At 72.5% G+C, this 12260-nt stretch carries 12 protein-coding genes; all 12 read right to left on the minus strand.

Going from position 1 to position 12260, the window contains the following annotated elements; all coding sequences use genetic code 11:
• Window positions 1-108 precede the first annotated feature (108 nt).
• Window positions 109-1173: a polyprenyl synthetase family protein gene (locus tag PV343_RS07805; protein ID WP_319146279.1), complete on the minus strand. Its 1065-nt coding sequence runs from the start codon at window positions 1171-1173 to the stop codon at window positions 109-111.
• A 68-nt stretch (window positions 1174-1241) separates the two neighbouring features.
• Window positions 1242-2669, minus strand: coding sequence for a hydroxysqualene dehydroxylase HpnE (hpnE, locus tag PV343_RS07810; protein ID WP_319146051.1), 1428 nt, complete (start codon window positions 2667-2669; stop codon window positions 1242-1244).
• A complete protein-coding gene (locus PV343_RS40360) occupies window positions 2666-2824 on the minus strand; it encodes a DUF6380 family protein (protein ID WP_365014754.1) in 159 nt (52 codons plus the stop codon). Before PV343_RS40360 ends, hpnE begins: the two co-directional genes overlap by 4 nt.
• Window positions 2824-3771 (minus strand): presqualene diphosphate synthase HpnD, encoded by a 948-nt coding sequence (hpnD, locus tag PV343_RS07815; RefSeq protein ID WP_319146052.1) that lies wholly within the window; start codon window positions 3769-3771, stop codon window positions 2824-2826. Before hpnD ends, PV343_RS40360 begins: the two co-directional genes overlap by 1 nt.
• Window positions 3768-4664, minus strand: coding sequence for a squalene synthase HpnC (hpnC, locus tag PV343_RS07820; RefSeq protein WP_319146053.1), 897 nt, complete (start codon window positions 4662-4664; stop codon window positions 3768-3770). The genes hpnD and hpnC overlap by 4 nt, the downstream gene beginning before the upstream one ends.
• Before the next feature lie 360 nt (window positions 4665-5024).
• Window positions 5025-5804, minus strand: a complete 780-nt coding sequence (locus PV343_RS07825) for an ABC transporter ATP-binding protein (RefSeq protein ID WP_319146054.1) — start codon at window positions 5802-5804, stop codon at window positions 5025-5027.
• Entirely contained in the window at window positions 5797-6726 is a 930-nt protein-coding gene (locus tag PV343_RS07830) for an ABC transporter permease (RefSeq protein WP_319146055.1), read from the minus strand. The genes PV343_RS07825 and PV343_RS07830 overlap by 8 nt, the downstream gene beginning before the upstream one ends.
• A 153-nt stretch (window positions 6727-6879) precedes the next feature.
• Entirely contained in the window at window positions 6880-7752 is an 873-nt protein-coding gene (locus PV343_RS07835) for a glycosyltransferase family 2 protein (RefSeq protein ID WP_319146056.1), read from the minus strand.
• Window positions 7753-7757: 5 nt separating this feature from the next.
• Window positions 7758-8537 carry a CDP-alcohol phosphatidyltransferase family protein gene (locus PV343_RS07840; RefSeq protein ID WP_319146057.1) on the minus strand — a complete coding sequence of 260 codons (780 nt, stop codon included), beginning with the start codon at window positions 8535-8537 and terminating at the stop codon, window positions 7758-7760.
• Window positions 8515-9576: an iron-containing alcohol dehydrogenase family protein gene (locus tag PV343_RS07845; RefSeq protein ID WP_319146058.1), complete on the minus strand. Its 1062-nt coding sequence runs from the start codon at window positions 9574-9576 to the stop codon at window positions 8515-8517. Before PV343_RS07845 ends, PV343_RS07840 begins: the two co-directional genes overlap by 23 nt.
• Complete coding sequence (locus PV343_RS07850; protein ID WP_319146059.1) at window positions 9564-10316, minus strand: phosphocholine cytidylyltransferase family protein; 753 nt, start codon at window positions 10314-10316, stop codon at window positions 9564-9566. Before PV343_RS07850 ends, PV343_RS07845 begins: the two co-directional genes overlap by 13 nt.
• Window positions 10313-12109: a DUF5941 domain-containing protein gene (locus tag PV343_RS07855; protein WP_319146060.1), complete on the minus strand. Its 1797-nt coding sequence runs from the start codon at window positions 12107-12109 to the stop codon at window positions 10313-10315. Before PV343_RS07855 ends, PV343_RS07850 begins: the two co-directional genes overlap by 4 nt.
• Window positions 12110-12260: the final 151 nt, after the last annotated feature.

The raw sequence follows: 12260 nt of genomic DNA on the forward strand, positions 1-12260 counted from the left end.
CTTCGTGCAGTCGTGCGAGTCGTGCTGCTGTGGGTCCGCCGTCGGCCGGTGTCCGTCGTCCCTCGACACCGGCCGGCGACTATGCGAGGACTGTTCGACCGATAGGGATCATCTCTTTCGTACGACGACGAAGTCGGCGAGCGCCGTGAAGGCGGCCCGCACCCGGTCGGGCATGTCCACCGCGTCGAGCGCCTCGAGGGCGATGGTGTGCTGCCGGCGTGCCTCCTCGGCCGTCCACTCCCGGCCGCCGGCCTGCTCGATGAGGGCGGCGCGGGCGGCGAACTCCTCCTCGGAGAAGTTCTCGAAGTCGCTGCTCTTGGCGTCGGCGGCGAGGATCTCGCCGAGCCGCTCGGAGGCGGGGCCGGCCGCCGCGAGCGCGGCCACCACCGGCAGGGACTTCTTGCGCTGGCGCAGGTCGCTCCAGGTCTGCTTGCCGGTGGCCTCCGGGTCGCCCCAGATGCCGAGGAGGTCGTCGACGGCCTGGAAGGCGAGGCCGAGGTGGTAGCCGTACTTCTCCAGGGAGTCGGCGGTGCGGTCGTCGGCGCCGCCGAGGACCGCGCCGATGGAGCTGGAGGCGGCGAGCAGGGCGCCGGTCTTGTTGCCCTCCATCTCCAGGCACTCCTCGACGCTGACCCGGTCGCGGTGCTCGTAGGAGATGTCCTGCGCCTGACCGTCGATCAGGGCGCGGGTGGCGGTGGTCAGACGGCGGGTGGCGCGGCCGGCCTCGACGGTGCCGAGCTCCAGCAGCACCTCGTTGGCCAGGGCGAACAGGGCGTCGCCGACCAGGATGGCCTGGGCGGGGCCGTGCACCTTCCAGACCGTGTCGCGGTGCCGGCGCTGCTCGTCGCCGTCCATCAGGTCGTCGTGCAGCAGCGAGAAGTTGTGGACGAGCTCGACGGCGACGGCCCCGGGTACGCCCACCTCGGGGGCGGCGCCGGTGACCTCGGCGGAGAGGACGGCGAGGGCAGGCCGCACGGCCTTGCCGCCGTCGCCGTCGGCGGGGTTGCCGGCGGCGTCGATCCAGCCGAAGTGGTAGGCGGCGACGGTGTCCATCGGAGGCGCCAGGCGGTCGACGGCCGCACGCAGGACCGGGGTGGCCAGGGTCCGTCCGCGCTCCAGAAGCGCGGTCACGTCCACCGCGGTCCTCCGAGCGGGTGTCGAGGCCGGGGGCACAGTGGGCACAGTCTCTCCTCTTGTTGCGGTACCGGGGGTGCGGGGGCCCGCCGTGCTCTGATGGGCCATCAGGCCGCCTCCTCGAACGCGAAGAGACGGCTCGGGCGGGGCCGGCCCAGGGCGCTCAGCGCGGCGTCGGCCGCGCTCACTCCACTGCGGACCGCACTTTCCATGGTCGCGGGCCACCCGGTGGCGGTCCACGCTCCGGCCAGGTACAGGCCGGGGGACTTGGTACGGGCGCCGGGCCGCAGCCGCCCGACGCCGGGGGTGGGGGCGAACGTGGCCGTGCGCTCCCGGGTCACGAAGAAGTCCTGCACCACCGCGCCGCGGGTGCCCGGGATCAGCCGTTCCAGCTCGGGCAGGTAGCGCGCGCGGAGGTCGGCGACGGGTGCGTCGATGTCGTCCTGCGCGGCGGACTGGGACAGCGCCAGGTACTGCCCCGCGCCGAGCCCGGAGGCGCCGGTCCGGTCGAAGACCCACTGCACGGGGGTGCCGAGGGCGGCGAAGAAGGGCCGGGCGAGCACCTTGCGGTCGTAGACGACGTGCAGGTTGAGGATCGGCGCGGTGCCGATGTCCAGCAACCGCCCGGGGGCGTCCAGCGCGCCGTGCGGCAGCAGGTCGTACGTCTCGCGCTGGGGAACGGCGAGCACGACGGCGTCGGCGTGCAGCGTTTCGCCGGGAACCTGAACGCTCCAGGTCCCGTTCCCGTTAGAGGAGACGGAGGTGACGCGTGAACGGACCTCGGTACGGACACCAGCGGAGTCGAGCGCCTTGCGGGCCAGGCGGTCGTGCAGTTCGCCCAGCGGGACGTGGGCCCAGCCGATGTCGGCCGCGCCCGGGTCGGACAGCAGACCGGTCTTGAACACCATCGCGGCGAGCCCCAGCGAGGCGTCGCCCGCGACCGCGTTGAGGGTGGCGACCCCGACCAGGTCCCACAGGGCCTCGACGGCGCGCGCCGACTGGCCGTGCGCGGTCAGCCAGCCGCCGAAGTCCTGGTCGTCCAGGGCCGGATCGGTGGGGTCGAGCGCGTTGAGCGCGAGCGCGGCCCGCCCGACCGCGGCACGCTCGGCGAGCGAGAGGTGCGGATAGGCGGCCAGACTGCGCCCCAGGTGGAGCGGGACCGGCAGCGGGTCGCGCCGCAGCCGGCCGAGCCGCCGCCCCTCGGGCTTGGCGACGTCGACGACGGGCACGTCCAGGCGGTTCTGCAGCGGTGCCAGCGCCGCGCCCTCGATCCGGTCGAGGAACCAGCGGTAGGCGGTGCAGCAGCGCAGGTAGACGTGCTGGCCGTTGTCGACGGTCAGCTCGCCGCGGCGGAAGGAGAAGGCGAGGCCGCCCAGCCGGGGCCGGCCTTCGAGCAGGGTGACCCGCAGACCCGCGTCGGCGAGCGCGAGCGCCGCGGTGATCCCGGCGAGACCGCCGCCGACGACGACGGCACGGCGCCCCGCGGGAGCCGGGGTGTCGGCCTGCGCCTCCGTCTGGCGTGAGCCCTCGCTCATCGTGCGTCCTTCCCTGCGTGCCGGGCGTGCTGGATGAACGGTGCACGGTCGGCCGTCGCACTCAGGGACGCCACGCCGCAGCGGAGGGTTGCCCGCCGCGTCCGCTCGCCGGATCCGGCCGGCGCCCCGGCGGGCACCAGCCCCGCAGAAACCATCAGGCGCGCCTCCTGACGGTGCGCCGGGACACGTGCCGGGTGTCGAGTCCGGACAGTCCGCGTACGGCGACGTAGGCCTTCTCCCGGCCGGGCAGCGAGACCCGGCCGCGCAGCACGGCCTCCGGGTCGCGCTCGATGCGGTCGAGGAGCCGGCGGTAGATGCCGGCCATGGCGGCCACGCAGGCGCCGCTGCGCCGGTCGAGCATGGGCAGCAGCCGGTAGCCCTCGGCGAAGAGGGCGCGGGCCCGCCGCACCTCGAAGTGCACCAGGCCCGCGAAGTCGGAGCCCTCGGGAGGCGTCGGCCCGCCGAACCCGGCCGAGCAGCCGAACTTGGCCAGGTCGTCGGCGGGCAGGTAGGTGCGGCCGCCCAGGGCGTCCTCGCGGACGTCCCGGAGGATGTTGGTGAGCTGCAGCGCGAGTCCGAGCGTGTCGGCGTACTCCGGTGCGCGCTCGGCGCCGCGCGCCCCCGGTTCGGTGCCGAACACGCCGAGCGAGAGCCGCCCGATGGCGCCGGCCACGCAGCGGCAGTAGACCTTGAGGTCGTCCCAGGTCTCGTAGGTCTCCCCGCGCACGTCCATCTGGACGCCGTCGATCAGCTCGTCCAGGCCGCCGAGCGGGATCGGGAAGGCGCGCGAGGCATGGGCGAGGGCGACGGCCACCGGGTCGGTGTCGTCCTCCTCGACGGCGCCCTCGCGGACCCGGGCGAGCAGCGCCCTGGTGTCCTCGAGTCGGGCCACCTTGGCCTCGCCCGGCAGCTCGCCGTCGCCGATGTCGTCGACGCGCCGGGAAAGCGCGTACAGCGCCGACATGGCGCGGCGCTTGGGCGTCGGAAGCAACCGGATGCCGTAGGCGAAGTTGCGGGCCTGCTGCCCGGTGACGGCCTCGCAGTAGCTGTAGGCGGCGAGTACCGGTGCCGAGACGTGCTCGGAGTCCACGGTCCGGATCACCTCTCTCCTCGCAGGGTCACGCCCACCTCACGCAGCAACTGGACCTTGCCGGGCTTGGGCGGGCCGGGAAGTACGTCGTATTCAGCGGCGGCGATCGCCCTGATCGCCGCCCTTCCCCCCGCCACGAACCCCGCGAGCAGCAGCTTCAACCTGCCGTGGACGCTACCCACCAGGGGGGCGCCTTCATTCAGCAGATCGCGGGCGCGTTGCGCCTCGTATGCAACCAGGGCGCGCACCGATGCGCCCGCGGTTTTCCGGGAGAGATCCGTTTCCCGCACGTGAAAGCGCTTCATGTCCGCCGCGGGCAGGTAGATCCGGTCGCGGCCGAGGTCCTCGGCGACGTCCTGGAGGTGCTCCACGATCTGCAGCGCCGTGCAGATCGCGTCGGAGAGCCGGACCCGTTCGGGGGTCGAGGTGCCGGTGACGGCGAGGACGAGGCGGCCGACCGGGTTGGCCGACAGCTCGCAGTAGGCGAGGAGGTCGTCGTAGGTCTCGTACCGGGCGACGAGCTGGTCCTGGCGGTTGGCGGCGATCAGGCCGAGGAAGGGCTCGGGGGTGAGCCCGCGGTGGCGGACCGTGGGCTGCAGGCGGCGCAGCAGCGGGTGGCGCGGGGTGCCGTCGAAGACCCGCCGCAGGTCCTCCTCGAAGGCGTCGAGCAGGACCAGGCGGTCCTCGGCGTCCGTGGCCGAAACGCCGAGCACGCGCGCGTCGGCGCCGCCGGGGGCGAGGTCGCCGTCGCCGATGTCGTCCACGAGGCGGGCGAAGCCGTAGACGGCCATGAGGTCGTCGCGCCAGGCCCGGGGCAGAAAGAAGGGGGCCACGGGGAAGTTCTCACTCGCGGCCTTGTCCAGGGTGGCGCGCTCCAGACCGTGCGCCGTGTCGCTTCCCGTCACCGCGCGCTGCCCGGGGCGGGGACGGCACACGCTCCGCTGAGCTGGGGAGTTTCCGTAGCCATTGCCGTCACATCTCCCGTTCTACACTGCCGACCCAATACACACTATTTCGGACACGCCATCCGGCCGTCCGCGGGACGGCCCGGCGCAGGATGCCGCGCATTATCGCCCCAGTTGCCGCTTTCCGGCACCGGTACAGCTTACGTTGTACAACGCGGCCTGGTCCGTCGGGGTGTCCTGCACATCACAACAACACACCGATTGGCGTCAAGATTCCTAAGCCGCAAAGGAGTTGACGCTTCCTTTGCAGACGCAGGGCCCCGCCGGACGGTTGCCGGCGGGGCCCTGGCCGAAATCGGGCTACTTGCCCGTGAACTTCTCGTATTCCTTCAGGACCTCGTCCGTCGGGCCGTCCATGCGCAGCTCACCGCGCTCCAGCCACAGGACCCGGTTGCAGGTGTCCCGGATGGACTTGTTGTTGTGGCTGACCAGAAACACCGTGCCGGCCTCCTTGCGCAGTTCCCGGATGCGTTCCTCGGAGCGCTTCTGGAACTTGCGGTCACCGGTGGCCAGCGCCTCGTCGATCATGAGGACGTCGTGGTCCTTGGCGGCCGCGATGGAGAACCGCAGCCGGGCCGCCATGCCGGAGGAGTACGTCCGCATCGGCAGGGTGATGAAGTCGCCCTTCTCGTTGATCCCGGAGAAGTCGACGATGTCCTGATACCGCTCCTTGACCTGCTCCCGGGACATGCCCATGGCGAGACCGCCGAGGATGACGTTGCGCTCGCCGGTCAGGTCGTTCATCAGGGCCGCGTTGACACCGAGCAGCGAGGGCTGGCCGTCGGTGTACACCTTGCCCTTCTCGGCGGGCAGCAGCCCGGCGATGGCCCGCAGCAGGGTGGACTTGCCCGAGCCGTTGGAGCCGATCAGGCCGATGGCCTCGCCGCGGTAGGCGACGAAGGACACCCCGCGCACGGCGTGCACCTTGCGCACGCCCCGCTCCTCGCCGCGCTTCAGGATGCGGCTGAGCGCCGCCGTGGCGCTGCCCTTGCCGGTCTTCGCGCCGTTGACGCGGTAGACGATGTGCAGCTCGTCCGCGATGACGGTGGGGCGCGGGTCCCCGGTGTTCTGCTCAGCCACGGCCGTACCTCTCCTCCGCCTTCCAGAAGTACACGAAGCCGCCGGCGAAGACGACCACGGCCCAGAACAGGGCGATGCCCCACACGTGCGGCGGCAGGTTGCCGGCGCCGTACCCGTCGATCAGCGCGAACCGCATCAGGTCCATGTACACCGCCGCGGGGTTGACCTGGAGCAGGCGGACCACCCACTCCGGACGGCCCTCCATCATCTTGCTGATGGAGAACATGACGCCCGAGGCGTACATCCAGGTGCGCAGCACGAACGGCATGAGCTGGGCGAGGTCGGGCGTCTTGGCGCCCATGCGGGCCACGATCAGCGCCAGCCCGGTGTTGAACAGGAACTGCAGGCACAGCACCGGCACGATCAGCAGCCAGGACAGGCCCGGGTAGCTGCCGAAGCCGATCGCCACGATGAACATCACGATCATCGAGAAGAGCAGCTGCTGGAGCTGCTGCAGCGAGAAGGAGACGGGCAGCGAGGCGCGCGGGAAGTGCAGGGCGCGCACCAGGCCCAGGTTGCCGGCGATCGCGCGGACGCCCGACATGACCGAGCTCTGGGTGAACGTGAAGACGAACACGCCGGTGACCAGGAACGGGATGTACACGTCCTTGGACATGCCGCGGCTGGCGTGCAGGATGACGCCGAAGATGAAGTAGTACACCGCCGCGTTCAGCAGCGGCGTCGCCACCTGCCACAGCTGGCCGAGCTTGGCCTGGCTGTACTGCGCGGTCAGCTTCGCCTGGGAGAAGGCGAGGATGAAGTGGCGCCGCCCCCACAGCTGACGGACGTACTCGACGAGGGTGGGCCGGGCACCGCTCACGGCGAGCCCGTACTTGTCGGCGAGCTGCGCCGCCGTCAGTCCCTCGTCGGGCGACGGGGCCGCGGTCACCGCGACACCGCCGTCGTGCGTTGTCTCACTCACAGGTGGAAGCTTTCGTCTTCTAGTGCGTCGAGTTCGAATGGCTCGTGTGGGTCGTGTTCGAGTGTGCGGGTTCGCGGGTGCGGGTGCCCCGTCCGCGTGCGGCGGATCCGTCCCCCGGGGCGCGGTGGTGCGCCGCCCCGCACGTCGAGCTTGTCAGATGACCGGGGGCCGGCCCAGTCGGGTCAGCCGCCACACCGTACGCCACCGCATGGGACGGCGGGGACCGCACGGGCTGGTCCAGCCCTCCTGGAAGCCGCCGAGCCAGGCCTTCAGGGCCGGTCCCGAGGGGCGCCGCAGCAGGGTGAGCAGCAGCCAGACCCCGAGGTAGACGGGGACCAGCGGGGCGGGGAGGTTGCGGCGGGCCAGCCAGACCCGGTTGCGGGCGACCATGCGGTGGTACACCGCGTGCCGCGAGGGCGCGGTCGTCGGGTGGTACAGCACCATGTCGGACCGGTAGTCGATCATCCAGCCGGCGTCGAGGGCCCGCCACGCGAGGTCGGTCTCCTCGTGGGCGTAGAAGAACTCGTCCGGCAGGACGCCGGCGTCGGCGAAGACGCGGGTGCGGACGGCGTTGGCGCCGCCGAGGAAGGTGGTGACCCGGGAGGAGCGCATCGGGTCGGAGGCGCGCAGCCGGGGCACGTGGCGGCGCTGGGTCTCGCCGGTCTCGGGGTCGGCGATGCGGAAGCTGATGATGCCGAGCTCGGGGTCGGCCTCGAACGCCTGCCGGCACAGCTCGGCGGTGTCGTGGCGGGCGAGCAGGCCGTCGTCGTCGAGGAAGAGCAGGATGTCGACGTCGCGGCCGCTGGGGCCGAAGGCCGCTATGCCGACGTTGCGGCCGCCGGGGATGCCCAGGTTCTCGGGCAGCTCGACGGTCCGCACGCCCTCGGGGACGTCCGGGACGGGGGAGCCGTTGCCGACCACGACCACCTCGACCGGGTCGCCGTCCTGCTTGGCGACGGAGTCGAGGAGGGCACGCAGCTCCTCGGGCCGGTTGCCCATGGTGATGATGACCGCGCCGACCCGCATGCCGCTCACCTCAGCCTGCTGGAGGCGAGGATGGACACCAGGTGCAGCAGGGTCTGCAGCATGGCGATGCCGGCGAGGACGGCGGTGCCGAGCCGGGTGAAGAACAGGTCGCCGTGGATCTGGTCCGCGATCGCGAGGAGCAGGATCAGCAGCGACGCCTCGATCCCGAGGATCAGCCGGTGGAACTTCAGGGCGGCGGCGGCCCGGCGGGCCAGCGCCATGCCCGAGGACCGCGGCTCCGCGGCCGACTCCTGGACCGGCGGCTTGCCGGTCTGGTGACGGGCCACGCCGACCAGGTCGGTCTCGGCCTTGATCAGGATCGCGCCGAGCGCGGCGAGGGTGCCGAGGAAGGCCCACAGCCAGTCGATGCGGCCGCCGCCCCACAGGTCGGCGGCGCGCAGGCCGAGCCCGACCAGCACGGCCGCGTCGGTGAGGTAGGCGCCCACGCGGTCCAGGTAGACCCCGTTCAGCGAGTACTGCTTCTTCCAGCGCGCGATCTCGCCGTCGACGCAGTCCAGCAGCAGGTACAGCTGGGTGGCGACCACCCCGAGGACGGCGCCCGCGATCCCGGGCACCAGCAGGGCCGGAGCCGCGAGCACACCGCACACGGTCATCAGGTACGTGAGCTGGTTGGGCGTGACCTCGGTGTTCACCAGGTAGCGGTCGACGCGCAGGGACACCTCACGCATGTAGAGGCGTCCACCCCAGTGCTCACCGCTGCGCCGGTCCTTGACCCCCGCGGGGTGCACGACCGGCCGGAGTTCAGCTACCGATGGCCTTGACATAGTCGGCGTAGGTGTCCTTGATCTGGTTCGGCTTGAGGTCGAGGTGTTCGAGGATCGTGTACCGGCCGGGCCTGGTCTTCGGGGCGTACTCCACGGCGCGGACGAACTCGTCCACGCTGAAGCCGATCTCCTCCGGCAGCACCGGAAGCCCGTGCCGGCGCAGCACCTCGGCCATGAAGGCCGCGTCCTCGTGCGCCCCGCGCAGGTGCATCGCGAAGGCCGCGCCGAGGCCGCACTGCTCGCCGTGGCTGGCGGCCCGCTTGGGGAAGAGCAGGTCGAAGGCGTGGTTGATCTCGTGGCAGGAGCCCGAGGCGGGCCGTGAGTCGCCCGAGATCGACATCGCGATGCCGGTGAGGACGAGGGCCTCGGCGAGCACCTGGAGGAAGTCGTTGTCCCCGATGCCGCCGGGGTGCCTGAGCACGGCCTCGCCGGCCTGCCGGGCCATGGCGGCGGCCAGGCCGTCGACCTTCTCGCCGGTGGTCCGCTGGGACAGCTCCCAGTCCGCGATGGCGTTGATGTTGGAGATCGCGTCGCCGATGCCGGCCCGCACGAAGCGCGCCGGCGCCTCCCGGATGACGTCCAGGTCGATGACGACGGCGATCGGGTTGGGCACGCCGTAGGAGCCGCGGCCCGCGTCGTTGTCGAGCGTGGCGACCGGCGAGCACAGGCCGTCGTGCGCGAGGTTCGTCGGGACCGCGACCAGTGGCAGGCCGACCCGCGCCGCGGCGAACTTGGCGCAGTCGATGATCTTCCCGCCGCCGAGGCCGACCACCGCGTCGTAGTGGTCGGCCTTCATGGCGCCGGCCAGCCGGATCGCGTCGTCGAGCGTCCCGCCGCCGACCTCGTACCAGGTGGCACCCGGCAGCGAGGGCGCCAGGCGCTCGCGCAGCCGGGCGCCGGAGCCGCCGCTGACGGCGACGGCGAGCCGGCCCGACTGCGAGATGCGCTGGTCGGCGAGGACGCTCGCCAGGTCGTCGAGGGCACCCGGGCGGATGTCCACGACGACCGGCGAGGGAATGAGCCGGGTCAGTACTGGCACGCGATCTCACGTCCCCGGGCGAGGTCGTCGTGGTTGTCGATCTCGACCCACTGGACATCGCCGATCGGCGCGACGTCGATCTTGAAGCCGCGGTTCACCAGCTCCTGGTAGCCGTGCTCGTAGAACTGCTGCGGGTCGGTCTCGAAGACCGTCTTCAGCGCGTCGGCCAGCTCGGGGGCGGCGTCGCCCTCGATCAGGGTGACCCCGATGTACTCGCCGGTGGCCTCGGCCGGGTCCATCAGCTTGGTGATCTTCTGGACGCCCTTCTCGGGGTCCACGACGACCTTCATCTCCTCGTCGGCCAGGGACTTCACGGTGTCCAGCGCGAGGATGATCCGCTTGCCCTCGCCGCGGGCGGCGAGGAGGGTCTTCTCGACCGAGACCGGGTGCACGGTGTCGCCGTTGGCGAGGATCACGCCGTCCTTGAGGGCGTCACGGCCGCACCACAGGGAGTAGGCGTTGTTCCACTCCTCGGCCTTGTCGTTGTCGATGAGGGTGAGCTTCAGGCCGTACTTCTGCTCCAGGGCCGCCTTGCGCTCGTAGACGGCCTCCTTGCGGTAGCCGACGATGACCGCGACCTCGGTCAGGCCGATCTCGGCGAAGTTGCCGAGCGTCAGGTCCAGGACGGTCGGCTCGCCCTCCACGCCCTCGGGGCCCACCGGCACCAGGGCCTTGGGCAGGGTGTCGGTGTAGGGGCGCAGACGGCGTCCGGCGCCGGCCGCCAGCACGAGGCCGATCATGCGGTTTCTCCTTCGTCGTGTACGGCGGGCGCCCCAGCGGACACCCAGAAGCGGATGCTCTCGGCGAGCACCACCAGGGCGACGGCCACGGCGAGGACCGTGAGCGCGACCTTGAACTGCGAGGCGGTGAGCAGCGCTGCCAGGACGGTGACGAGCAGCGTCCGTCCTTCCTGCCCCCCGATGGCGCGCACCAGCCAGGCCGGGGGCGCTCCGGCGTTCCCGCGGATGCGGTACACCGTGTCGTAGTGATGGTAGGCGACGGCGGCCACCAGCCCGAAAGCCGCGGGAAGGGCTCCGTTCACCCCGGCTTTCGCCGCGAGGGCGAGCACCGTGCCGTACTCGGCGGCCCGGAAGAAGGGCGGGACGAGCCAGTCGAGGGCGCCCTTGAGCGGGCGGGCGACGGCGAGCGCCGAGGCGAGGACGTAGACGAGGGCGCCGGCGACCGGCAGCACGCTGCCGTAGCCGGTCAGGGCCGAGCAGGCCACGACGGCGGCGCCGCCCAGCAGGGCCGCGGCGGGCATCGCGAGGCCGGGCAGGCCCCTGCCGCCGAGGACGCGCCGTGCCACGTCGGCGAGCGGGCCGGTGTCGGCCAGGTCGGCGAGGGCGAGGGCCGCGCGGTCGGTGCGCCGGGCCTTGCGGGTCAGGGACCGCAGCACGCGGCCCGCCGTGGTGTACGTCGCCGCGAAGGCGCAGCCGGCGAGCAGCACGTAGAAGGTGATGCGGGGCGTGGTGGCCGCCGTCAGGACGGCGATCATGGCCCAGCGCTCGCCGATGGGCAGCACGATCATGCGGCGCACCCAGACCGTCCAGCCGACGCTGTCGAGCCGGCCGGAGAGGGCGGCGGTCGGGCTGGTGTTGGCGGTGGCGTCGTGGTTGGCCTCGTTGAAGGAGAAGTCCACGACGTGCCGGCAGGTCTGCAGGACCATGGCGCCGAGGGCGAGGGCCCACACGTCGTCGCCGCCGCGGGCCGCGCCGAGGGCCAGGCCGGCGTAGTAGGCGTACTCCTTGGCCCGGTCGAAGGTGGCGTCGAGCCAGGCGCCGAGCGTGGAGTACTTCAGGGCGTAGCGGGCGAGCTGGCCGTCGGTGCAGTCGAGCACGAAGGAGGTGATGAGCAGCACACCGGCCGCGACGAAGCCGGCGCGGGTGCCCGTGGCCGCGCAGCCGGCCGCTATCAGGGCGGTGAGCAGCGAGGCCGTGGTGACCTGGTTGGGGGTCAGGCCGCGGCGGGCGCACCAGCGGGCGAGGTAGCGCGAGTACGGGCTGATGCAGAACGTGGTGAAGAAGCCGTCGCGGGACTTCACGGCCGACTTCAGGCGTACCGCCTCGTCGTCGACGGCGGCGACGGCCTGCCGTGCCTCGTTGCGGGTCTGCGGGTCGGCCGGGACGACGGCGACCAGGCTGCCCAGCTCGGGCCGGTGGATCTCGGCGCCGTCGGTGCCGAGGGCACCGGCGACCCGGTCGGGGACGCCGTCGACGCCGGCCGCGCCGCTGCCGGCGGTCTCGCGGACCAGGGCGTGGGTCAGCGCCTGCCGGGCGGCCGGCTGGGCGGTGACGGCGCCGGGGACGGCGGCGAGCGGGAAGCGCGGGTCGGTCAGGCCGAGGCGCAGGGCGTGCGTGTGACCGACGAACCCGGCGTCGACCAGGGCCACCCGCCGGTCGGCCGGGACGGCGGCGAGCCGCGACCCGGCCTCGGCGGCGTCGGCGGCCATCAGCACGTCGAAGCCGAGGGACCGCAGATCGTTCTCGAGCGACGATCCGGGCACCGGCTGACCGGTGACGATGGCGGTCGACAACCGAACTCACTCCCTGGGTGCCGGCGCGGCGGCGCCGGATCTTCTGCGTGGTGGGGCGCCCTGCCTGCGGCACCCGGGCGGCATGTCGGCGAAGGGTATCGGATGACCGGAAGCCCGTGTTCACCGGCCGTTCACGGCCCGGCCCCCGGGG

Source organism: Streptomyces sp. WI03-4A, assembly GCF_033792105.1.
GTDB classification, from domain to species: Bacteria; Actinomycetota; Actinomycetes; order Streptomycetales; family Streptomycetaceae; genus Streptomyces; species Streptomyces collinus_A.